Here is a 23,066-nt window from a genome sequence, read left to right as displayed (position 1 = left end):
CTTTATCTTGTGTCCTTGCTCCAGCCGCTCCAACGCGCACGCCCCACAGGCAACACTGCGCACCGAGAGCGAACTGGAGACAACACAAGATGAAAGCCCCTCGATTCCCGCGCCGCCGGGCGCTGCAGGCCTGCCTGGCCGCAGCCCTTGCGGCATGTGCCCCGCCCGCGCTGGCCGCCTACCCCGACAAGCCCGTCAAGCTAGTGATCCCCTACCCGCCCGGCGGCGCCACCGACGTGATCGGGCGCATCGTCGCGCTCAAGCTCGGCGAGCAACTGGGCCAGCAGGTGGTGGTGGACAACCGCGGCGGTGCGGGCGGCAACATCGGCGCCGAGGCCGTGGCACGTGCGCCGGCCGACGGCTACACGCTGCTGATGGGTGCGCTGACCTCGCACGCGACCATGGCGACGCTGGAGAAAGGGCGCCTGCGCTACGACCTCACGAAGGACTTCGCGCCGGTGATGGTCGTCGGCTCGGTGCCGCTGGTGATCGTGGTGAATCCGCAGGTGCCCGCGACGACGCTGAAGGAATTCATCGCCTACGCCAAGGCCAACCCCGACAAGCTCAACTACGCTTCGTCGGGCGCGGGCTCGCCGCAGCGCATGGCGGCCGAGCTCTTCCAGCGCGAGGCCGGCATCCGCATGACGCACATCGCCTACAAGGGCAGCGGCCCCGCGATGACCGACATGGTTGCCGGGCAGGTCAACACGATGGTCGAGACCGCGCCGGCCTCGCTGCCCTTCATCACTTCGAACAAGCTGCGCGCGCTGGCTGTTGCCACGCCGCAGCGCATCTCGATGCTGCCCGACGTGCCCTCGGCGGCCGAGGCCGGCGTGCCGAACCTGGAGGTGAGCTCGACCTTCGGCGTGCTCGCGCCGGCGGGCACGCCGGCAGCCATCGTCGCGCGGCTCAACGAAGCGCTGGCCAAGGTCGTGCAGTCGCCCGAGGCGAAGGAAATGCTGCTCAAGCAAGGCGTGTACGCAGCGCCGCCCACCACGCCCGCGCAATCGGCCGAACAGATCCAGGCCGAGGTGGCGCGCTGGAAAAAAGTGATCACCGAGTCCAATATCAAGTCCGACGAATAACAGACAACCCACGACAACACCCATGCCAGATTCACCCTTCGAGCCCGACGACAGCGCCCCCGACAACAACGCAGGCATGCGCAAGGGCCTGACCAGCTACGGCGACCGCGGCTTCTCGCTGTTCCTGCGCAAGGCCTTCATCAAGGGCGCCGGCTACACCGACGCGGCACTCGACCGCCCCGTGGTCGGCATCGCCAACACCGGGAGCGCCTACAACCCGTGCCACGGCAATGCGCCGCAACTCATCGAAGCGGTCAAGCGCGGTGTGATGCTCGCAGGCGGTTTGCCGATGGACTTTCCGACGATCTCGGTGCACGAAAGCTTCGCCGCGCCGACCAGCATGTACCTGCGCAACCTGATGTCGATGGACACCGAGGAAATGGTCCGCGCGCAGCCCATGGACGCGGTGGTGCTCATCGGCGGCTGCGACAAGACCGTGCCCGCGCAGCTGATGGGTGCAGCCTCGGCGGGGCTGCCGTCGATCCAGCTCATCACCGGCTCGATGCTCACCGGCAGCCACCGCGGCGAGCGCGTGGGCGCCTGCACCGACTGCCGCCGCTACTGGGGCAAGTACCGCGCGGGCGAGATCGACATCGAGGAAACCGCCGACGTCAACAACCAGCTCGTGGCCAGCGTGGGCACCTGCTCGGTGATGGGCACGGCCAGCACCATGGCCTGCATCGCCGAGGCGCTGGGCATGACGATGCCCGGCGGCGCATCGCCGCCGGCCGTGACCGCCGACCGCATCCGCATCGCCGAGCAGACCGGCGCTCAGGCGGTGCAGATCGCGCGCGACCGGCTCACCATCGACAAGGTGCTGACGCCCGCCGCATTCGAGAACGCGATGCGCGTGCTGCTGGCCATCGGCGGCTCGACCAACGGCATCGTGCATCTCGCGGCCATCGCGGGGCGCATGGGCCTGGACATCGACCTGCTCGCGCTCGACCGCATGGGCCGCGAGACGCCGGTGCTGCTCGACCTGAAGCCCTCGGGCCAGCACTACATGGAAGACTTCCACGCCGCGGGCGGCACGGCAACGCTGCTGCGCGAACTGAAGCCGCTGCTGCATCTGGACGCGCTCACGGTCACCGGCCGCACGCTCGGCGAGGAGATCGAACGCGCCGGTCCGGGCTTCAAACAGGACGTGGTGCGGCCCGCGAGCCAGCCGATCTATCCGCAGGGCGGCATCGCGGTGCTGTGGGGCAACCTCGCGCCGGGCGGCGCGATCATCAAGCAGTCGGCCGCCGATGCGAAGCTCATGGAACACGAAGGCCGCGCGGTGGTGTTCGAGAACGCCGAAGACCTGGTGACGCGCATCGACAGCGACGCGCTCGACGTGACGGCCGACGACATCCTGGTGCTCAAGAACATCGGCCCCAAGGGCGCGCCGGGCATGCCCGAAGCCGGCTACATCCCCATTCCGCGCAAGCTCGCGCGGGCCGGCGTAAAGGACATCGTGCGCATCTCCGACGGCCGCATGAGCGGCACGGCCTTCGGCACCATCGTGCTGCATGTCACGCCGGAATCGGCCATCGGCGGGCCGCTGGCTTATGTGCAGAGCGGCGACCGCATCCGGCTCAGCGTGGCGAAGCGCGAGATTTCGCTGCTGGTGTCCGACGACGAACTCGCGCGCCGCGCGAAGGAAACGGTGGTGATCGAGCCGACGGCCGACCGCGGCTACAAGAAGCTCTTCCTGCAGACGGTGACGCAGGCGGACAAGGGCGTGGACTTCGACTTCCTGCGCGCGCCGAATACGGTCGGCAAGGTGCCGCGCTAATTAACTGAAGACGGCTTTCGCCTCAGCCAGCAGCGCCTGCGCGAGCGCCGCGCGCGGCCCCTGCGCCGCCCAGATGAGCCCCACGCGCCGCACCGGCGCCCGCTCGGGCAACGGCACGCGCGCGATGCTCATGCCGGCGCGCCACATCGGCGCCCAGTCGGGCAGCAGCGCGACACCCAGGCCTCGCCCCACGAGCGCGGCGACGGCCATGAGGCTGTCGATCTCCAGCCGCTGCCGCACGCGGATGCCGTGGTCGCGCAGGTACCGGTCGGCGAGTTGTCCGCCCAGCACCGAGCGGTCGTAGCGGATGAAGGGTTCGGTGGCCAGCAGTTCGTGCGCCGCGCGGTGCGCCATGGCCTCGGGCGCCACTACCACCAGCGGCTCCTCGAGCAGCGTCTCGAAGCTGCAGCCCTTGCCGACGGCGAACTGCGGCTCGACCACGATGGCCGCATCGAGCGCGCCGCTCGCCACCTGCCGGCACAGCTCCACCGAACTGCCGGGCGCCACGAACACCGAGAGGTCGGGAAAGCGCGCGTAGAGGCGCTCGAGCACCGGCGGCAGCACGCCGGTGAGCGCCGAGATGAACACGCCCAGCCGCAGCTCGCCGAGCGAGACGCCGCCGCTGGTGGCGGCGCGCAGGTCGCGCACTTCGCGCAGCACGTTGCGCGCGCGGTCGAGCATCTGGAGGCCCGCCTCGGTGGGGCGCACCGAGCGGCCGGCGCGCTGCACCAGCGGCACGCCGATGTCGTCTTCGAGCGCCTTCACGCGCGCGGCAATCGCGGCGGGCGTCAGGTCGAGCCGGCGCGCGGCCTCGGCCATCGAACCCAGTTCGACCACGGCGACGAAGCTCTGCAGGTATCGCGTATCCATGCGCGCGAATGTACGCGCCGCGCTGCCCGCCTCCGGTCTCAGGCGGCGATGGGCGCTGGCGCCAGGAACGGCGTGATGTTTCGCATCGCGCGCTCGACGTAGTCTTCCTTCTCTCCCACGGGCGCCACGTAGTGCATCGCGCCACGCGCCGCCTCGACGCCTGCCAGTCGGGCGATGACCCACGCCGCCAGGTACTGCGATGCCAGGCAACCGCCCGCCGTCGCCACGTTGCCGTTCGCAACGAAGGGCTGGTTCAGCACATCGACGCCGGCGGCCTCGACCCACGGCTTGGTCGTCAGGTCCGTGCAGGCCGGAACACCATCGAGCAAACCGAGCTTGGCCAGCACCAGCGCACCGGAACACTGCGCGCCCAGAAGCTGCCGCGATGGGTCGAGCTGCAACTGCGCCATCAAGCCCGCATCGGCGACCACCTCGCGCGTCTGCACGCCGCTGCCGACGATGACCGCATCGGCCTCGCTGGCTTCGCGCAGGGATGCCTGTGCTTCGAGCACCACGCCGTTCATCGAACGCACGCGCGCGGTCGGGCTCGCGATCGACACGCGCCAGCCCGGCGTCTTGATGCGGTTGAGGATGCCGAGCGCGATGAGCGAGTCGAGCTCGTTGAAGCCTTCGAAAGTGAGGATGGCGATGTGCATGGGCCGCATCGTAGGCATGTCGATCAATACAATCAAAAAATTGTCATGGATACATTGCCGCATGCCTCAAGCCCGCTACAAGCAGTTGGTCGATGCGCTCGCCGCGCAGATTCGCGAAGGCAGTCTGCCTCCGGGCACGCGCCTGCCGACCGTTCGCAAACTCGCGGCCCAGAAAGGTCTGGCCCTCGTCACCGCAGGCCGCGTCTATGCGGAGCTGCAGGCGATGGGCCTTGTCAGCGGCGAGACCGGCCGCGGCACCTTCGTGCGGGAGAGCCTGCTGCCCCGGGGCCTGGGCATCGACCAGCATGCAGCGGCCTCGGGCATGGTCGACCTGAACTTCAACTACCCGTCGCTGCCGGGTCAGGCCGAAATGCTGCGCGCAGGATTGCGCCAGCTCGCCGCCTCGGGTGACCTGGAAGCGCTGCTGCGCTACCAGCCGCACGGCGGTCGCCCGCACGAACGCGCGATCGTGGCTGGGCACCTCGCATCGCGCGGCCTCGTCGTGAATGCGGACCAGGTGATGCTCGTGAGCGGCGCCCAGCACGGGCTTGCCACGACCGTCATGGCGCTGCTGCAACCGGGCGACGTGGTCGCGACCGACGCGCTGACCTATCCGGGTTTCAAAGTGCTGGCCGAAGCGCATCGCCTGGAGCTGGCGCCGATTCCCGCAGCCGGTTACGGCCCCGACCTCGACGCGCTGGAGCGGCTGTGCAAGAGCCGCCGGGTGCGCGCCATCTATGCGATGCCGACATTGCACAACCCGCTCGGCTGGGTGATGAGCGCGAGCCGACGGCGGCAACTGGTGGCGATTGCCCGCCGGCACGGGCTGCTCATCATCGAGGACGCGGCCTACGCCTTCCTCGCCGAGGACGCGCCCGCGCCGCTGGCCACGCTGGCCCCGGAATCGACGGTCTATGTCTCGGGAATTTCCAAGAGCATCGCGACCGGGCTGCGCGTCGGCTTCGTCGCCGCGCCCAGCGAATGGGTGCCCGCGATCGAGCGCGCGATCCGGGCTACCACCTGGAACACACCCAGCCTGATGACGGCCATCGCCTGCGGCTGGCTCGAGGACGGCACCGTCACCCGTCTCGAGGCGGAAAAACGCAGCGATGCGATGGCCCGGCAGGCGATTGCCGCCGATGTCTTCGCCGGCATGCGGTGCGTGCGCCACCCGTCGTCCTACTTCGTGTGGCTGCCGCTCGCCGAAGAGGTGCGCGCCGACCAGGTGGCTCAGGCGCTCATGCGCGACCGGATCTCGGTGTCGACGGCCGAGCCTTTCGCGACGTCCGCGCAGGTGCCGCATGCGATCCGCCTGGCGCTGGGGTCGGTCGGGCTGGACGTGCTGCGCGATGCGCTCGTTCAAGTCCGGCGCACGATCGACGCACAAGCCTTTTGAAGTTCGGGTGGCCGCAGGTGCGGCGCGCCTGCCACAGCGCTGCGCCGGTCACCATGCCGTCACGGGCCAAACCTAGCATCCGCCCGCCTTCATCCCATCAAAACACTCGAAAAACCAGATATGACAAAGAACGTTCCTGCGCCCGCTCCCCGTCCGCTGCGCGCGGCCCTCGTCGCCCTCGGCGGCAGCCTCGTCATTGCAGCCTGCGGCGGTGGCAACGACGGCCCGGTGTTCCCGATCATTCCGTCGGCACCCGCGCCGGCGCCGGCACCCCAACCTGCGCCGCTGGGCACGCTCGACGGCTCCGTGCCGCTGGTCATCGGCCACCGGGGCCTCCCGGGCCTGTTCCCCGAGGAAACGCAGAAGGCCTATGAAGCAGCTGCCGACGCCGGTGCCGACTCGCTCGAGACCGACCTGCACCTCACCAAGGACTGCGTGCTCGTCGCGCGCCACAACCCCTGGCTCAGCGACAACACCAACATCGCCGACGTCGCCAAGACCAACAGCACCGTGGCGGGACGCAAGCGCACCGTGCCCGGCGTGCTGGTCGACGTGAAGTACCCGCCCGTGGCCGATAACGGCCCGCCGCAGTACCTGAGCGACCTGACCGACCCGGCCGATCCGAAGTCGGTGCTCAAGTCGCTGATCGTCGACGGCGAGGATCACACCAACGACTGGTCGATCACCGACTTCACGATGGCCGAGCTCAAGCAGTGGATCGCCGGCACCACCTACGACGCGCGCGACCAGCGCCCGACCGACCTGAACGGCAAGCTGCCGATCCTGAGCTTCCAGGAAGTGATCGACATTGCCAAGGCGAAGGCCAAGTCCACTGGCCGCACGATCACCGTGTACCCGGAAACCAAGAACCCGATCTGGAACAACGCGCAGGCCATCGCCAACGGCTGCGGTGTCGCCGGCAGCCATCCGCTGGAAGACGCGCTCCTGAAGATCATGGCCGCCAACGACCTGAACAGGAAGGACGCGCCGATCTTCGTGCAGAGCTTCGAGCCCGAGAGCCTGAAGTACCTGCGCTCGGCCGGCATGAAGGCCCGCGCGGTGCAACTGGTTGACGGCAACACGATCGACTTCCAGACCGGCGCGATGGGCTACGTCACCAACGACGTCTACACCTTCGTGGACGGCCGCCCCTACAGCTGGACGCTGGCCGGCAATCCGAAGTGGTTCGGCGAAATGCTCACCCCCGCAGGCCTCGCCGAGGTCAAGACCTATGCCGACGGCATCGGCCCCTGGAAGCCGCAGGTGATGGCGCACACCATCGTTCCATTCAAGGCGGGCGGCAAACTGGCCGACGTGAACACCATCAAGCCAACCTCCCTGATCGCCGACGCGCACAAGGCCGGCCTGTTCGTGCACAGCTACACCTTCCGCAACGAGGCCGCGGCTTACCTTGCGGGCGTCTACAAGGGCGACCCGGTGGCCGAGTACCTCGCGTACTTCCGCGCGGGCATCGACGGCGTGTTTTCGGACTTCGCGAACACGGCGTTCGCGGCGCGCGCCACGTATCTGAAGGAAACCGGCCGCTGAGGCTGGACAGCAGGCGGCACGCATGTATCCGGGCGAACGACTCAACGGATACAGCCACCTGCTGGGCCTGGTGCTTGCACTGCCGGCGGCCGCGCTGCTGCTGGCCAAGACCGTGCCGACCGGCGACCCCGCGCGCATCGCGGGGGCGCTGGTTTTTTCGCTGTCGGCCGTGGCGCTGTATGCGGCCTCGACGCTGTTCCACAGCACGCGCGGGCGCCTGAAGCGCGTGTGGGAGCGGGCCGATCACTGCGCGATCTACCTGCTGATCGCGGGCACGTACACGCCGTTCGCGCTCGTCACGCTGCAAGGCTTCTGGGGATGGTTGCTGCTTGCGACGATCTGGGGGGCTGCGTTTTACGGCATCTGGCGTGAACTGCGGCCGCCTCGACACAGCAATGGCGATGCGCCGCAGAAGCCCCCGCTCGCGCTGTACATCGGCATGGGCTGGCTCGGCGTGCTGGCCGCCGTGCCGCTGGCGGCGCGGCTCGAAAGCGGCGGGCTCGCGTGGCTCCTGATCGGCGGCGTGCTCTACACCGCGGGCACGGTGTTCTACCGGAACCGCCAGGGCTTCCGGCATGCGCACGGGGCGTGGCACCTGTTCGTGCTGGCGGGGACGGCGAGCCACTATGTGGCTGTGGGCTGGTTCGTGCTGTAGCGGCTTGCGGTCAAGCCGCTTCTTCGAGAAACGCTTTCATTTCATTGCCCACGAGGTCGGTCGCTTCCAGCGGAAGCCAATGGCCGAAACCCTTGTAGTGCCTGACCTCCCGCGCGCCGAACGCGTCCGCGAATTCGGGTGCGATGTAGGGGTCGTCATCGCTCCATAGCACCAGCGACGGCATCGAAGACAGCAGGCGCCGGACCTCGTCTTCCCACCCCAGAAAGTCCCGCAGTTGCGTGGTCCTGAAGATGCGCAGCGCCATGCGCTTCGCCGAGGGCGTGATCCGGTCGAAGATCGCGTCGATCTGGGCGGTGGTGAGCTTGCTCTCGCCGCGCTTCATTTCGCGTGCGAACGCGCGACGGCTCGTCATTCGTTGGGTCAGTTCGCCGAGCACAGGCGTGCGCCAAATCCGATGCAGCGGCGTCCACCGGTAGCGCGACGAGAAAGCGGTGTTGAAGACAACGATCCGCGCGACCTTCTGCGGGTGCCTCGCGGCCCAGGCCAGGCCGTATTGGCCGCCGATGTCGTGAACGACGAGGCTCAATGGCGTCGGTAGGTTCATCGCGACGACAAGGCTGTCGATGAACGCTGCCATGTGATCGAGCGAGCAGTCGAAACCGGCCGGTGCCGTGGAACGGCCGAAGCCCGGCAGGTCGGGCGCGATGCACCGGTGGCCCGCACCGAGCTTTTTTATGAGCGGGCTCCATATCTCCGATGTGTCCGGATTGCCGTGCAGGAAGAGCACGGGCGAACCTTGGCCCCGATCGATCAAGTGCAGCTGGGTGTTTTCGATGGTGAGCATGGCGGGGCTTCTTCAGGCGACGTGGCCAGCCGCAGCACCGGCCAGGATCAGGCGCAGGGTGCTTTCGAGGACGGTCTCGAATGTCGGCTTGGCGTCGAGCTTGCCGGCCAGCTGCAGCGACACCGCACCATGGATCGCGCTCCAGAACACCCGCCCCAGGAGCCGCGGATCGCCCTTGACCACACCCTCTTCCGCCAGGCGTGCGAGCGGTTCGGCCATGATCCGGTCGGCTCGGCTGGAGGCTTCGGACAGTTCGGCGTAGTCCGCAAGGCTCGGATGCGGTGCGTCGAACATCAAGCGATAGGCCTTCGGATGCTTGAAGGCGAACTTGATGTAGGCCTTGCGCACGGCCACGGCCTTCTCGGCACTGCTGCCCTTGGCGGCAAAGGCTTTCTCGAGCGTGGCTGAAAAGCGGTTCAGCGCAGCGGCCGTGACGGCCGCGAGGATCTCGTCCTTGTTCCGAAAATAGCGGTACGGCGTCGTCGCGCTGCAGCCCAGTTGCTGCGCGAGCTGGCGCATCGAGACGCCATCGACGCCGTGGGTCGCGAATGCGGCTTCCGCGGTTTTCAGGAGCCGTTGGCGGAATTCAGCGACCTCATCTTCCGAAAGGATCTTGGGCATCGGGGTTCTTTCGATTTAAATTTACGGTGTAAATATACACCGTGAATTTAAAAAGAAGACATCGAGCACCGATGCCTTTGCCGCCCAACGCCTTCAGGTCGCCAACGCCCCCACCGCGATGCGCGTCGCTGACGCCACGACATCGTTGCGCCCCTTCGCCTCTTTCTCCGGAAACGTCAGGTACACCGCCAGCACCAGCGGCGCGCCGGCTGGCGGCCACAGCACGCCAACGTCGTTCGTCGTGCCGTAGGAGCCCGAGCCCGTCTTGTCGCCCACCTTCCAGCCCGCGGGCACGCCGGCCAGGAAGCGTTCGGTGCTGGTGGTGTTGCCCAGCAGCCAGGTCTTGAGTTGCTCGCGCTGCGCCGCACCGAGCGCGTTGCCCAGCACCAGCCGCTCGACGCTGGCCGCCATGGCTGCGGGCGTGGTGGTGTCGCGCAGGTCGCCGGGGATGGCGGTGTTGAGTTCGGTCTCCCAGCGCTCGAGCCTGAAGGCTTCGTCACCCAGGGAACGTGCAAAGGCCGTCACCGCGGGCGGACCGCCGAGGCCCTTCATGAGCAGGTTGGCCGCGGTGTTGTCGCTGTACTGGACGGCGGCGGCACACAACTCGGCGACCGTCATGCCGGTCGCGATGTTCTTCTCGGTGATCGGCGAGTAGGTGACCAGGTCGCCCTTGCTGTAGTTGACGCGCCGCGCGAGCAAGCCGCCCTCCTTCGCGCTGCGCTCGAGGACGGCCGCGGCCAGCATGAGCTTGAAGGTGCTGCAGAAGGGAAAGCGCTCATCCGCGCGGTGCTGCACGCGCGCCCCGGTGGCGGTGTTGAAGCCGACGACGCCGAGCCGCCCGCCCGATGCGTTTTCGAGCGCGGCGAATTGCGCCGACGCATCCTGCTGCGCCCCCTTGGCGGACCACGCGGTGCAGGCACTCGCGAGCGGGAGGACGGAAGCGGCGAGCAACAGGGTGCGGCGATGTACGAGAGGATTCATGGGTGGTGTGGCGGGTGAATGGAACGAGCCCTCATCGTAGGAGCGCCATCGCGCAGGCCCAAGGGCGCCGCGGCTCATTGGCGTCTCGCGTGTATCGGGTGTAACGGATCCGATCCATCATTCAACTCAGTGGTTGAATGATTTTCGAAATCCGTCTATATTCAACTTCATGGTTGAACTAGATGACGAACGGCTCGACGCCGTGTTCCACGCCCTCGCCGACGGCACGCGCCGCACCATGCTGCAACTGCTGGCCCAGGGCGACTGCAGCGTGGGCGAACTCGGTGCGCCGTTCCACATGTCCTTCGCGGGCGCCTCCAAGCACGTCAAGACACTGGAGCGTGCGGGCCTGGTCTCGCGCACCGTGCTCGGCCGGGCGCATGTCTGCCGGCTTGAACCGGCGGCGCTGGCCACGGCCGACGCCTGGCTGCGCCACTACGAAGGCTTCTGGAACACCCACCTCGACGCGCTGGCAGAGGAGCTGCGGCGCGACACATCCGGCAAGTAAGAAGTGAACGAACCCCTCAAGGAGCGCAGCCCCATGACCCTCAAGCACAGCCTCGGTACTCAGATAGCACCCGCCACCCTGCGCGTGGAGCGCACCCTGCCCGCGCCCGTCGAGCGCGTGTGGGCCTACCTCGTCGACCCTGAAAAGCGCAAGACCTGGCTGGCCGGCGGTTCCATGGCTCAAGCGGTAGGCGACGTGTTCGAGCTGCGCTTCCAGCACACCGAACTCTCCGGCGAAGAAGCGCCCGAGCACTACGCGGCCTATCGCAAGACGCACATCCAGAAGTCGCGCGTGCTGCGCATCGAGCCGCCGAAGCTCCTGACGATCAGTTGGGGCAGCGAAAGCGACACTGCCTCCGAAGTGACCTTCGAACTCACACCGAAGGGCGACGGCACGCAGCTCGTGCTCACGCACCGGCGCCTGCCGGACCGCAAGGAAACGGTGAGCGTTTCGAGCGGCTGGCATGCGCACCTGGACGTGCTCGACGATGTGCTGCACGGCCGCAAGCCGGACGGGTTCTGGACGAACCTGCAGGAAGCGGAGAAAGCCTACGAGGCGCACGTCGACTGAACCAGCCCGCCCCCGCGCTGAAGTTGTGCTTTCGGGCTGCGGCATGATCGCGGACATGGACCACAACGCATCGCCGCAATCCCCTCTCCCCCTGGTCATCGTCAAGGTCGGAGGCACCTTCGAAGCCCTTCGCGAACAGCATGGCGACTTCGAGCACTGGATTGCCGATGGCCTCGGCACCGAGGTGCTGCCGCTCTTGGTGATCGACCCGCGCCGGGGCGACACGCTGCCCGATCCGGCCGAGGTTTCCGGCGTGGTGGTGACGGGCTCGCATGCGATGGTGTCGCACCGCGAGCCGTGGAGCGAAACCACGGCCGCGTGGCTCGCGCGGCTGGTGGCGCGCGATACGCCGGTGCTCGGCATCTGCTACGGCCACCAGTTGCTGGCGCATGCGCTGGGCGGCGAGGCCGGCAACCATCCGCGGGGTGCGGAAGTAGGCACCGTCACCGTCACGCTCGACGCGGCGGCCGCCACCGACGCGCTGCTGGGCGGCCTGCCCGCGCAGTTTCCGGCGAACGCGGTGCACTGGCAGAGCGCGCTGCGCCTGCCCGAAGGCGCGGTGCGGCTGGCCGCCAGCGCGCACGAGCCGGTGCACGCCTTCCGCGTGGGCGACAACGCCTGGGGGCTGCAGTTTCATCCCGAATTCGATGCCGACGCCATGCGCGGCTACATCGACATGCTGGCCGACACCCTGCGCGCCGAAGGCGCCGACCCCGCCGCGCTGCGCGAGCGCGTGGCGCCGACCGAGGCGGCGGGCGGGCTGCTCGGGCGCTTCGCGCGCATCGTCGAGGCGCGCCAGGGCGTCTGAGCCCCGGGGCCGGGCGCCCCCCCTTTCGTCGGAGCGCGACTACAAGAAGCCTCGCGCGCTTCGGTTAAGGTGCGATCCATCCGTCGATTCCGAAGTCTCTTCTTCATGACCACCCCCTCCCCCGCTCCGGCCCGCAAGCATTTCTCGATGATCCGCGGCTTCCACCTGGCCGACGCGTTCACGCTCGGCAATGCGGCCTGCGGCGTCGGTGCGGTGTTCCTGGCGATGGCTTACATGGCGAGCCAGTCGCTCACACAGTTCTACTGGGCGGCCGCGCTCGCGCCGGCCGCCTTCATCTTCGACGTGTTCGACGGCCGCATCGCGCGCTGGCGCCAGACGCACTCCGCGCTCGGCCGCGAACTCGACTCGCTGGCCGACGTGATCTCGTTCGGCGTCGCGCCCGCCGCACTGGCCTTCGCCGCGGGCCTGGACGGCGGCTGGGACTGCATCCTCCTCATCTATTTCGTGTGCTGCGGCGTCAGCCGGCTCGCGCGCTACAACGTCACGGCCGAGGCGCTGTCCGAAGGCGCGGACAAGGTGAAGTATTTCGAAGGCACGCCGATTCCGACCAGCGTGGTGCTGGTGGGCGTGCTGGCCTATGCGGCATCGCAGGGCCACATCGGCAGTGCCGTCTGGGGTGGTTCCTGGGCCATCGGGCCATGGCTGCTGCATCCGCTCGCGATGCTGTTCGCGCTCTCGGGCACGCTGATGATCAGCAAGACCCTGCGCATTCCCAAGTTCTGATTCCGTCAATCAGAAGGAGACACGTCCATGACCATGAAGCGCCACATCGATCGCCTGCAGGCGCGCCCCAAGGGATGAAGTTCGGCTGAGCGGGCGCGGCGTGCCGCGCTCGTGACAGCGCGCGGCGGAGGCCCGTCCTCTAATCGGTCCCGTTTTCCGGCCTTTTCAAATCACACGCCCGCACCATGACTTCGAACACTCCGATCTCCCGGTTCTCGTTGACGGCCCTCTCGCTGGGCCTCATTGCGCTGCTCTCGGCCTGTGCGAGCGCACCGCCGCCCAGCGGACGCAGCGTGAGCATCGAGCGCACCACCTTCGGCATCGCGCACATCACGGCACCCGACTACGAAGGCCTGGCCTACGGCAGCGCCTACGCGCATGCACAGGACAACGTCTGCCAGACCGCCGAGCACCTGCTCACGCTGCGCGGCGAGCGCTCGCAGTTCCTCGGCGCGCAGAACACCGGCGAGGTCGGGCTGGGCCGCGCACCCAATGCGCAGATCGACCTGTTCATCCGCTATCACATGGACGACGTGGCCCTCGCGCGCGCCGCGGCCACCACCAGCCTGGACGTGAAGGCAGCGCTGCGCGGCTATGTCGCGGGCTACAACCGCTACCTGCAAGACGTGGGCCCCAATGGCCTGCCCGCGGCCTGCCGCGGCAAGCCCTGGGTGCGGCCGATGACCATGGCCGACCTGTCGCGCGCCACCGAGATGTCGATGATCCAGGGCGGCCTGGGCGCGCTGGCCGGTGCGGTGCTGGCGGCCGTCCCTCCACCGCCAGGGGTGAAGACCGGCGCGGCGCCCGTCGACCTGCAAGAAGCCGTCGCCGAGATCGGCCGCCACAGCTTCAACGCGAACCCCGAAGGCGGCGAGCTCGGCTCCAACGGCTGGGCCTTCGGCCGCAACGCCACGCCCGATGGCCGCGGCCTGCTGCTGGGCAATCCGCACTTTCCGTGGAACGGCACCAACCGCTTCTGGCAGATGCACCTGACCATCCCCGGCCAGCTCGACGTGATGGGCGCCACTGGCGGCCTGAGCCCGGTGGTGTCGATCGGCTTCAACAAGGACGTGGCCTGGACCCACACCGTGTCGACCGGCAAGCGCTTCACGCTGTACGAACTGAAGCTCGACCCGAACGATCCGACGGTGTACCTGGTCGACGGCCAGCCGAAGAAGATGGTCGCGCGCACCGTGGTGCTGCCGGCCGCGGCCACGGGTAGCGGCGCGCCGGTGCAGCACACCTTCTATGCGACCGACTGGGGCCCGGTCATCTCGCTGCCGCGCGCCGGCCTCGGCTGGACCGCGCAGAAGGCCTATGCGATCCGCGATGCCAACACGCTCAACGTGCGCTCGGCCGAAAGCTGGATGCGCATGGCGCTCGCGCGCAACGTGACCGAGCTGCGCGCCGCCATGGGCAACCAGGGCATGCCGTGGATCAACACGATCGCGGCCGACCGCGAAGGCAACGCGATGTATGCCGACCTCTCGGTGGTGCCCGATGTGTCGGCCGACATGCTCCAGGCCTGCGCGCCCTCGCCCGCCGCCGCGGCACTGCTCGTCGCGGCTGGCCTGCCGGTGCTCGACGGCTCGCGCAGCGCCTGCGCCTGGAACCGCGACATCACAGCGGCCGCGCCCGGCGTCATCGCACCGGCGCGCATGCCGGTCGTCGTCACGCCGGACTATGTGCAGAACAGCAACGACAGCTTCTGGCTCAGCAACCCGCGCATCGCACCGATGGCGGGTGTGTCTCCGCTGGTCGGCCCCATCGGCGTGCCGCAGCGGCTGCGCACGCGCAGCGGTCTCCTCGAGATCGAAGGACGCCTCGCGGGCACCGACGGCCTGCCCGGCAACCGCATGGGTGCGGCCGAACTGCGCAGCGTGATCTTCCGCGACAGGAACCTCGCCGGCATGCTGGTGATGGACGACCTGCAGGCCGCATGCGCCGCCGGTGGCGCCGCGCTGAATGCCGACCAGGTGCTCGGCTGCCGGGTGCTCTCCGCCTGGGACCGCACCAGCAATGCCGATTCGAAAGGCGCCGTGCTGTTCCGCGAGTTCTGGCGCAAGGCCAAGGACCTGCCGAAGGTCTGGCGCGTGCCCTTCGATCCGGCGCAGCCGGTGGCGACGCCGGCCGGCCTCGACATGGCCACGCCCGCCACGCGCGAGGCGGTGTTCAAGGCGCTGGGCGAGGCGGTCGGCATCGTGCGTACCGCGGGCTTTGCGGCCGACGTGCCGCTGGGCGTTCCGCAGTCGCGCGAGGTGCGCGGCCAGAAGATCGCGCTGCACGGCGGCGACGAGTTCGAGGGCGTGCTCAACAAGCTCGAATCGCAGGGGCAGTCGCTCATCGATCCGAAGGGCTACAACGTCAACTACGGCAGCAGCTACATACAGGTCGTGACCTTCGACGAGCGCGGGCCGGTCGCGCAAGGCCTGCTCACCTACGGCCAGAGCAGCGACCTCGCCTCGCCGCGCGCCTACGACCAGCTGCCGCTGTTCGCGGCGAAGCAGTGGCATGCGCTGCCGTTCCATCCGGCCGATGTGCAGGCGCAGCGCGAAGGCCAGCCGCTTCGGCTGGCCTACTGACCGATCGAGCGATCGACAGATACCGAACCCATCCATGTCACAGCACACGCCCACCCACACCGCCGCCGGCGGCCTCGACCAGCTGGTCCGGATCGCCGCCACGCAGCCGCTCTCGCCGGCCTGCGACCACTTCTACTTCCTGCGCCACGGCCAGACCGGGCGCAATGCGCTGCGCATCTTCCAGGCGGTCGATGAGCCCCTGAGCGAACTCGGCCTGCAGCAGGCGGCGCATGCGGCCGAGCTGCTGGCGGGCGAGCCCATTCGCACCATCGTCTGCAGCGACGCGCGACGCGCCTTCGACACCGCCCATACGGTGGCGGCGGCGCTGCGGCTCACGCCCACCGCGCAGGCCGAATTGCGCGAGCGCAACTTCGGCGCGCTGATCGGCACCTCGTCCGCGAACATCGACTGGGCCTGCGAGCCCGAAGGCGGCGAGACGCTGACGCAGTTCGTCGCCCGCAAGCGCGCCGCGCTCGACGCGGCGCTGAAGCAGCCCGCGCCCGTGCTGGTGGTGGCGCACGGCGGCACGCTGTACGCGCTGGCCGCGCTGCTGGGCGTGCCCATCGACACCACCGTGCTCGGCAACGCGCAGCCATTGCGTTTCTCGCGCAATGGCCCTGCTTGGGCCATAACGCCGCTGCTGCGGCATGTCGACGGCGACGCGGCACTGGCATAGCCAGACCCGCCCTGTACGCCGTCCATCGAAACGACCACCACCACCATGGAATTCAAGGACTACTACAGCGCACTGGGCATCGAGCGCACCGCGTCGGACGACGAGGTGCGCAAGGCCTACCGCAAGCTCGCCCGCAAGTACCACCCCGACGTCAGCAAGGAGCCCGACGCCGAGAAGCGCATGCGCGAGATCAACGAGGCCAAGGACGTGCTGGGCGACAAGGAAAAGCGTGCGTCCTACGACGCGCTGGCCGACCGCGTCGCGCGAGGCGGCAGCCCCGGGGGCGACTTCCAGCCGCCGCCGGGCTGGGACTCGGGCTTCGAGTTCCACCGCGGCCCGCGCCAGGGGCCGGCCGACCATGCGGACTTCAGCGAGTTCTTCTCGTCGATGTTCGGCGAGGCCGAGCGGCGTGGCGCCGCGCGCCAGAACTACCGCGCACGCGGCGAAGACCACCACGCGGCCATCGAGATCGCGGTGGAAGATGCGCTCAACGGCGCCGAGCGCGAGATCACGCTGCGCGCGCAGACCGTCGACGCGCAAGGCCACCCCCAGTGGGAGAACCGCACGCTCAGCGTGAAGATCCCGCCGGGCGTGCACCCGAGCCAGTTCATCCGCCTCGCGGGGCAAGGCATGCCCGGCCATGGCGGCGAGGCGGCCGGCGACCTGTACCTCGAGGTGCGCATCGCGCCGCACAAGCTCTACCGCGTGGAAGAGCGCGACATCTACATGACGCTGCCCGTCACGCCCACCGAGGCCGCGCTCGGCGCGCAGGTGCAGGTGCCGACACCGGGCGGCGGCGTGGTCGAGGTCACGGTGCCGCGCAATGCGCGCGGCGGCATGAAGCTGCGACTCAAGGGCCGCGGCCTGAAGGGCAAGACGCCCGGCGACCTGTACCTGCTGATCGAGATCGCGCTGCCGCCCGCCGACAGCGACGCCGCGCGCGCGGCCTACGAGCAGCTCGCAGAGGCGACCTCTTCGTTCAACCCGCGCCAGCATCTGGGAGTCTGAGCATGGCGACTGTTTCCATCACAACCGCAACCGCCATCAGCGCCTCGCAACCGCTCGCGCTGAACGAACTGGCCCATGCCGTGGGCGCCGACACCGCCTGGGTGGTGCAACTGGTCGAGGTCGGCATCGTGCAGGTCACCACGGCCGAGGACGCGCCGCCCGAGCGCTGGCAGTTCTCGAGCACCGACCTGCAGTGCGCGCTCGAGGCGCGCCGGCTCGAACGCGACTTCGGCGTGGGGCTCGATGCGGCCGCGCTGATCCTCGATCTGCAGCACGAGGTACGGCGGCTCAAAGCGGTGCTGCAGGCGCGTGGCATCGGCCAGGGCTGACGCACTGCCTTCAGGGGAATGTCCAATGGCTGAGATCGTCCATCCCTTCTACGCATCGCATCGCGCTGCCATGGAGGCCTCCATGCGCCATCGCCTCGACCTGGCCGAAGCGATGTTGGGCGAGCGCGCGCAACTGTCCAACATCAATGGGATCAGGCAGGAGGTGATGGACGAATTCGACATCGTGCTCACGCAGATGCCCTATGTCGGCGGTGCCGCAAGTCGCATGAGCGATTTCTTCATGCGTCTCATGGGCTTCATGGCCATCAGCCGTGTGCTGCGGCGACACGGCGTGCCGCTGTCCGTGATCGGCGACATCGAGCGGGAAACCTACAAGGCGCAATTGCTCACGGTGCCCGAATCGGAACGGCTCGCCGCGGGGCGTGAATTCCTGTCGCCAGAGAACCAGGCGTTGGTGCGCGAGCAGGCCGCAAAAAGCACCACGGACAGCCATCGGGAAGAGTTCCCGGGCGATTTCGCCTACGACTTCGTCGAGCCGGGTCCGGGCGACGACTTTGAATTTGGCATCGACTACAAAGCCTGCGGCTTCTGCAAATTCGCGGCTTGCCATGGCGACAAGGAAATCCTGCCGAACATTTGCGGGCTTGATTTCGATGCCTATGCAACGCGAGGCATCCACCTGGAAAGGACGCAAACCTTGGCTGGCGGCGCGAGCCACTGCAATTTCCGATTCTCGCGGCTCCCGGCGGACCAGGCCGGAGGTGCGGGACCTTCAACGACGGATTGATCAGAAGATGTTGACCTATTTCCATCCCGAGCAACTGAAACACCGCCCGCTCAGCTATCTGTCGCGCGGCAAGATGCGCACGCCGCAGGAGGTACCGGAGCGTGCGTTGCACCTGGTGCAGGCGGCCAGATCGTTGGCATTCGATGTGCGGGCACCCGACGACTTCGGTGCCGCACCGCTGGTGGCGGTACATGGCATGGACTACTTGCGCTTTCTCGAGGAAGCGCATGCCGAGTGGGTGCGCGTGGGGCCCGACTGGGGCGACGAGGTCATGTCGAACGTCTTCGTGCGCGAAGGCAACGCCCTGCGCGGCGTGCTGGCGAAAGCGGCGCGCTACCTCGCCGACGGCAGTTGCCCCGTCGGCGAGCACACGTACCGCTCCGCCTACTGGTCGGCGCAATCGGCGCTGGCGGCTGCCGATGCGATCGGCAATGGCGGCGCGCGCGAAGCCTATGCGCTGTGCCGCCCACCCGGCCACCATGCGCGCGCGGAGGGCGCGGGAGGCTTCTGCTATCTGAACAATGCCGCCATTGCAGCGCAGGCGCTTCGCGCGAAGTACGGGCGCGTTGCCGTGCTGGACACCGACATGCATCACGGGCAAGGCATTCAGGAAATCTTCTACGACCGTGCGGATGTGCTCTACGTCTCCATCCATGGCGACCCGACGAACTTCTATCCCGTCGTCGCGGGCCATGACGACGAGCAAGGTGTCGGTGCGGGCGTGGGCTTCAACGTCAATCTGCCGATGCCGCACGGGTCGAGCGAAGACGTGTTCTTCGATCGACTCGCTGCAGCCGTGCAAGTCCTGCAGCGCTATCAGCCCGATGCCCTGGTGCTGGCACTGGGGTTCGACATCTATCACGAAGATCCGCAGGCGCGCGTCGCGGTCACGACGCAGGGCTTCGGTCGGCTGGGAACGGCCATCGGCGGGCTCGGCCTGCCGACATTGATCGTGCAGGAGGGCGGCTATCACCTGGAGAGCCTGGAAGACAACGCACGCTCGTTCTTCACGGGCTTCGAGCGCGCGCGATAGCGGCGGGGCATTCACGCCCCGCCCTGCCCGTTACTGCATCTGCTGCAGGTTGCCGATGCGCACCAGCATCTCGGTGAACATCTGCAGGTCGGCGTCCAGGTCGGGCACTTCCTTGTATTCCTTGGCGTTGTGCCCCGTGTACTTCTTGCCGGGCATGCCGGGGCCGAAGCTGATCGCGTTGGGCATCTGCTTGGCCGTGGTCGCACCGGCCGCGGACACGGGCTTGGCTTCGAGCCCGGTGGTGTCGCCGTAGATGTCGAGCAGGGTCGCGAGCCAGCGGCCCGATGGATCGCGCGCCATCCAGTTGCCTTGGTCGTACTTGATCTCGACCTTGGCCTTGTTCGCCACAGCCCATTCGTTGATCTTGGCTTCCACCTGCGCCTTCAGCTCCTCAGGCGTGCGGCCGCGCGGCATGCGCGTGTTGACCGCCATGACCACGCGGCCATCGGCGCCGGTGCGGATCAGGTTGGGCGAAAAAGTCAGCGGACCCATGAAGTCGTCCTTGTAGCCCACGCCCATCTTCTCGCCCAGGTAGCCGGTGCCGTAGAGCGCGTCGATGTACTTGATCGCCTTCAGGAACTGGTTGTCGGCCAGCGTGACACCCGACTCCTGCAGGAACAGGCCCAGGCGCGGCAGCGGGTTCACGCCGTTCTGGGGTTCCGACCCGTGGGCCGAGGTGCCGGTGACCTTGATGTCGACGCTGTCGCCGTTGTCGCTCTTGCGCGTGACGGCGATCGCGAACTTGCCCTGCGGTTCGTACTTCTGCAGGAAGGCCGGCTTCGCGGCTTCGAGCTTGGCCTGAGCAGCGGCAAGATCGCCGCCCTTGAGCGTGGCGGTAGCAGTCTGCGAGATCGCATTGACCGCGGCGGCCGCGCCCATGTCGGTGATCGCGGTGACGGCGCCATCGGTTTTTTCGGCGGGGAAGAACACGCTCAGCGAGCCCGCGCCCTTCTCGGCCACGACCGCCGGGTAGCCGCTGTCGAGCACGATGTTGTATTCGGGCAGCTTGGTCTTGCCACGGTAGTACTCCATCGCATCGCCGCCGGTTTCCTCGGTGGTCTCGATCATCAGGCGCATGGTGCGCTGGATCGGGATGCCGCTTTCCTTCACCGTCTTCATGGCGTAGAGCACGGCTGCGATCGAGCCCTTGTCGTCGATGGTGCCGCGGCCATAGAGGCGGTCGCCCACGCGCTGCATCGTGAAGGGGTCGAGCTTCGTGCCGTCGTCGAGCACCCATTCAGAGAGCACCGCGGGCACCACGTCCGAATGCGTGAGGATGCCGAACTCTTCGGTGCCCTTGCCCTTCAGGCTGACTTCGAAAATGCGGTTGTCGACGTTGCGGTACGCGAGCCCGAAGCTCTTCGCCGTCTTCTCGACCAGCTTGCCGAAATCGATGATCGCCGGGTTCTCGTGCGGCGGGATCTGCACGTTGCGCGCGGTCGGCAGCGCCACCATGGCGCCGAGGCTCGCGATCACTGCCTTCTGGTTGTGCAGGCGGTTGTAGAGGCCGAGCAGGCGCCCGATGTTGGTGAGGTCGTCGCCGGCCAGCGGTGCCTTCTTGCGGTAGGCGGCCACGGCGGACTTCAGCGCGGGGTTGGCCTTCTCGGCCTGGGTGAGGAAAGCATTGAAACTGGATGCGGGCTTGCCGCCTTGCCAGGCCGCGGCCAACTGGTCGAGCGCGGGTTTCTTGAGCGTTTCTGCAAAGGCCGGTGCGGTGAGGCCTGCTGCCATCAAGCCCATGGTAAGGACCGACAACGAGACGCGAAATTGCTGCATGAGGGTGACTCCCTGTTCACAAAAAATGGAGCCTTCGACGATACCCGAGCCATGCAGGGCGACATGCCGCATCGCGCTACGAAGAAACGTAGCGGATGAGGTGGAAGTTGAAGCTTTAGGTTTGCAGACTGCGTGCCATCACTGCATCTGCCGCAGGTTGCCGATGCGCACCAGCATCTCGGTGAACATCTGCATGTCGGCATCGAGGTCCGGCACTTCCTTGTATTCCTTGGCGTTGTGCGCGGTGTATTTCTTGCCCGGCATCGCGGGGCCGAAGTTGATCGCGTTGGGCATCAGCTTGGCGGTCGTGCTGCCTGCGGTGGGCACGGGCTTGGCCTCGAGGCCGGTGGTGCTGCCGTAGATATCGAGCAGCGTCGAGAGCCATGCGCCCTTGGGGTCGCGCGCCATCCAGTTGCCCTGGTCGTAGTTGACGTCGAGCTTCACCTGGTTCGCTGCGGCCCATGCGTTGACCTTGGCCGCCACCTGCGACTTCAACTCGTCGGGCGTGCGGCCGCGCGGCATGCGCACGTTGGTCGTCATCTCGACCTTGCCGTCCGCGCCCAAGCGGACGAGATTGGGCGAGAAGGTCAGCGGGCCCATGAAATCGTCCTTGTAGCCAAGGCCCATCTTCTCGCCGAGGTAGCCGGTGCCGTAGAGCGCGTCGATGTACTTCACGGCCTTCAGGTAGTGGTTGGCGGCGAGCGGCGCACCCGATTCCTGCAGGAAGAGCGCGAGGCGCGGCAGCGGGTTCACGCCCTCTTCCGGTCGCGAGCCATGGGCCGAAGTACCGGTGACCTTGATGTCGATGCTGTCGGCACTGCGCGCGATGTCGATCGCGAACTTGCCGCCCTGCGGTTCGTACTTCTGCAGGAAGGCGGGCCTGGCGGCTTCGAGCTTCGCGGCCACCGCGGCGAGATCGCCGCCCTTCAACGTGGCGGTCGCGGTCTGCGAGATCGCGTTGGCGGAGGCCGCACCGCTCATCGCGGTGATCGCGGTCGATGCGGCGTCCGTGAGCTCTGCAGGGAAGAACACCTTGAGCGCGCCCGAGCCCTTCTCCGCGACGACCGCGGGGTACTTGCTGTCGAGCACGATGTTGTAGGCCGGCAGTTGGGTCTTGCTGCGGTAGTACACCATCGCATCGCCGCCCGTCTCCTCGGTCGTCTCGATCATCAGGCGGATGCTGCGATCGATGAGCAGGCCGCTGTCCTTCACCGCCTTCATCGCGTAGAGCACCGCCGCGATGGAGCCCTTGTCGTCGATGGTGCCGCGGCCGTAGAGGAAGTCGCCCACGCGGGTCATGGTGAAGGGGTCGAGCTTCGTGCCGTCGTCGAGCACCCACTCGGAGAGCACCGCGGGCACCACGTCGGCATGCGTGAGGATGCCGAACTCCTCGCTGCCCTGGCCCTTCAGGCTGACCTCGAAGATGCGGTTGTCGACGTTGCGAAAGGCCAGGCCGAAGTCCTTCGCCATCTTCTCCACCAGCTTGCCGAACTCGATGATCTGCGGGCTCTCGTGCGGCGGCACCTGCACGTTGCGCACCGTGGGAATCGCCACCATCGTGCCGATGCTTGCGATCACGGCCTCCTGGTTCTGCAGGCGGTTGTAGAGGCCGAGCAGGCGGGCGGTGTTGGTGAGGTCGTCGCCGGCCAGCGGTGCCTTGCTGCGGTATGCAGCAACAGCCGACTGCAGTGCCGGATTCGATTCGGACGCTTGCGACAGGAAGGCATTGAAATCGGCAGGCGCCTTGCCGCCGCTTTTCCATGCCGCGGCCAGCTGGTCGAGCGCCGGTTTCTGGAGCGTGTCGGCGAAGGCCGGTGCACCGAGACCGAGCACGATGCCCAGCGAAAGGGCCGACAATGAAAATCGAAACTGCTGCATCAGGGTGACTCC

The 23,066-nt window shown here is 67.8% G+C and carries 22 protein-coding genes; 15 read left to right on the top strand and 7 right to left on the bottom strand.

Annotated features, from left to right (window positions below; genetic code table 11):
- Window positions 1-89: 89 nt before the first annotated feature.
- Window positions 90-1,085: a tripartite tricarboxylate transporter substrate binding protein gene (locus NU688_RS04035; protein ID WP_257859247.1), complete on the top strand. Its 996-nt coding sequence runs from the start codon at window positions 90-92 to the stop codon at window positions 1,083-1,085.
- 22 nt (window positions 1,086-1,107) lie between these two features.
- Window positions 1,108-2,862, top strand: a complete 1,755-nt coding sequence (locus NU688_RS04030) for an IlvD/Edd family dehydratase (RefSeq protein ID WP_257859246.1) — start codon at window positions 1,108-1,110, stop codon at window positions 2,860-2,862.
- Here NU688_RS04030 and NU688_RS04025 read toward each other — a convergent pair whose 3' ends face one another.
- Both NU688_RS04025 and NU688_RS04020 read right to left on the bottom strand, forming a co-directional pair.
- Window positions 2,863-3,732, bottom strand: a complete 870-nt coding sequence (locus NU688_RS04025) for a LysR family transcriptional regulator (protein WP_257859245.1) — start codon at window positions 3,730-3,732, stop codon at window positions 2,863-2,865.
- Between the two features lie 38 nt (window positions 3,733-3,770).
- Entirely contained in the window at window positions 3,771-4,388 is a 618-nt protein-coding gene (locus tag NU688_RS04020) for a DJ-1/PfpI family protein (RefSeq protein ID WP_257859244.1), read from the bottom strand.
- 61 nt (window positions 4,389-4,449) lie between these two features.
- Here NU688_RS04020 and NU688_RS04015 point away from each other — a divergent pair, with 61 nt between their 5' ends.
- The 3 genes from NU688_RS04015 (at window position 4,450) to NU688_RS04005 (ending at window position 7,987) form a co-directional block, all read left to right on the top strand.
- A complete protein-coding gene (locus NU688_RS04015) occupies window positions 4,450-5,784 on the top strand; it encodes a PLP-dependent aminotransferase family protein (RefSeq protein ID WP_257860503.1) in 1,335 nt (444 codons plus the stop codon).
- Window positions 5,785-5,904: 120 nt separating this feature from the next.
- Window positions 5,905-7,332 (top strand): glycerophosphodiester phosphodiesterase family protein, encoded by a 1,428-nt coding sequence (locus tag NU688_RS04010; RefSeq protein ID WP_257859243.1) that lies wholly within the window; start codon window positions 5,905-5,907, stop codon window positions 7,330-7,332.
- A 22-nt stretch (window positions 7,333-7,354) separates the two neighbouring features.
- A complete protein-coding gene (locus NU688_RS04005) occupies window positions 7,355-7,987 on the top strand; it encodes a hemolysin III family protein (protein ID WP_257859242.1) in 633 nt (210 codons plus the stop codon).
- A gap of 10 nt (window positions 7,988-7,997) precedes the next feature.
- On the opposite strand, the gene NU688_RS04000 is transcribed toward NU688_RS04005, so the two are convergent.
- The 3 genes from NU688_RS04000 to bla form a co-directional block, all read right to left on the bottom strand.
- Window positions 7,998-8,792: an alpha/beta fold hydrolase gene (locus NU688_RS04000; protein ID WP_257859241.1), complete on the bottom strand. Its 795-nt coding sequence runs from the start codon at window positions 8,790-8,792 to the stop codon at window positions 7,998-8,000.
- Window positions 8,793-8,804: 12 nt separating this feature from the next.
- On the bottom strand, window positions 8,805-9,413 hold the full coding sequence (locus NU688_RS03995; RefSeq protein WP_257859240.1) for a TetR/AcrR family transcriptional regulator: 609 nt from the start codon (window positions 9,411-9,413) through the stop codon (window positions 8,805-8,807).
- A 93-nt stretch (window positions 9,414-9,506) separates the two neighbouring features.
- Complete coding sequence (gene bla / locus NU688_RS03990; RefSeq protein ID WP_257859239.1) at window positions 9,507-10,394, bottom strand: class A beta-lactamase; 888 nt, start codon at window positions 10,392-10,394, stop codon at window positions 9,507-9,509.
- Window positions 10,395-10,563: 169 nt separating this feature from the next.
- Between bla and NU688_RS03985 the strand changes: the two genes are divergently transcribed.
- From NU688_RS03985 to NU688_RS03940, 10 genes are all read left to right on the top strand, one after another.
- Window positions 10,564-10,902 carry a helix-turn-helix transcriptional regulator gene (locus NU688_RS03985; protein ID WP_013540849.1) on the top strand — a complete coding sequence of 113 codons (339 nt, stop codon included), beginning with the start codon at window positions 10,564-10,566 and terminating at the stop codon, window positions 10,900-10,902.
- Between the two features lie 33 nt (window positions 10,903-10,935).
- Window positions 10,936-11,472: an SRPBCC family protein gene (locus tag NU688_RS03980; protein ID WP_257859238.1), complete on the top strand. Its 537-nt coding sequence runs from the start codon at window positions 10,936-10,938 to the stop codon at window positions 11,470-11,472.
- A 55-nt stretch (window positions 11,473-11,527) separates the two neighbouring features.
- A complete protein-coding gene (locus NU688_RS03975) occupies window positions 11,528-12,280 on the top strand; it encodes a glutamine amidotransferase (protein ID WP_257859237.1) in 753 nt (250 codons plus the stop codon).
- A 105-nt stretch (window positions 12,281-12,385) separates the two neighbouring features.
- On the top strand, window positions 12,386-13,024 hold the full coding sequence (locus NU688_RS03970; RefSeq protein ID WP_257859236.1) for a phosphatidylcholine/phosphatidylserine synthase: 639 nt from the start codon (window positions 12,386-12,388) through the stop codon (window positions 13,022-13,024).
- 185 nt (window positions 13,025-13,209) lie between these two features.
- A complete protein-coding gene (locus NU688_RS03965) occupies window positions 13,210-15,606 on the top strand; it encodes a penicillin acylase family protein (protein ID WP_257859235.1) in 2,397 nt (798 codons plus the stop codon).
- A gap of 34 nt (window positions 15,607-15,640) precedes the next feature.
- Entirely contained in the window at window positions 15,641-16,282 is a 642-nt protein-coding gene (locus NU688_RS03960) for a histidine phosphatase family protein (protein ID WP_257859234.1), read from the top strand.
- Between the two features lie 45 nt (window positions 16,283-16,327).
- Window positions 16,328-17,290, top strand: coding sequence for a DnaJ C-terminal domain-containing protein (locus NU688_RS03955; RefSeq protein ID WP_257859233.1), 963 nt, complete (start codon window positions 16,328-16,330; stop codon window positions 17,288-17,290).
- 2 nt (window positions 17,291-17,292) lie between these two features.
- The gene (locus NU688_RS03950; protein WP_257859232.1) at window positions 17,293-17,619 is read left to right on the top strand and encodes a chaperone modulator CbpM; all 327 of its coding nucleotides are present in this window, start codon (window positions 17,293-17,295) and stop codon (window positions 17,617-17,619) included.
- Window positions 17,620-17,644: 25 nt separating this feature from the next.
- On the top strand, window positions 17,645-18,367 hold the full coding sequence (locus NU688_RS03945) for an L-2-amino-thiazoline-4-carboxylic acid hydrolase (protein ID WP_257859231.1): 723 nt from the start codon (window positions 17,645-17,647) through the stop codon (window positions 18,365-18,367).
- 7 nt (window positions 18,368-18,374) lie between these two features.
- On the top strand, window positions 18,375-19,400 hold the full coding sequence (locus NU688_RS03940; protein WP_257859230.1) for a histone deacetylase family protein: 1,026 nt from the start codon (window positions 18,375-18,377) through the stop codon (window positions 19,398-19,400).
- 30 nt (window positions 19,401-19,430) lie between these two features.
- Here the strand turns inward: NU688_RS03940 and NU688_RS03935 are convergent, their stop codons facing one another.
- Both NU688_RS03935 and NU688_RS03930 read right to left on the bottom strand, forming a co-directional pair.
- The gene (locus NU688_RS03935; RefSeq protein WP_257859229.1) at window positions 19,431-21,176 is read right to left on the bottom strand and encodes a dipeptidase; all 1,746 of its coding nucleotides are present in this window, start codon (window positions 21,174-21,176) and stop codon (window positions 19,431-19,433) included.
- Window positions 21,177-21,314: 138 nt separating this feature from the next.
- Window positions 21,315-23,054 (bottom strand): dipeptidase, encoded by a 1,740-nt coding sequence (locus tag NU688_RS03930; RefSeq protein ID WP_257859228.1) that lies wholly within the window; start codon window positions 23,052-23,054, stop codon window positions 21,315-21,317.
- Window positions 23,055-23,066 lie beyond the last annotated feature (12 nt).

The organism is Variovorax sp. ZS18.2.2 (assembly GCF_024701975.1).
GTDB lineage: Bacteria > Pseudomonadota > Gammaproteobacteria > Burkholderiales > Burkholderiaceae_C > Variovorax.
The sequence above is the reverse complement of the archived record's forward strand: the minus strand, read 5'-3'. Positions and strand labels throughout refer to the sequence as shown.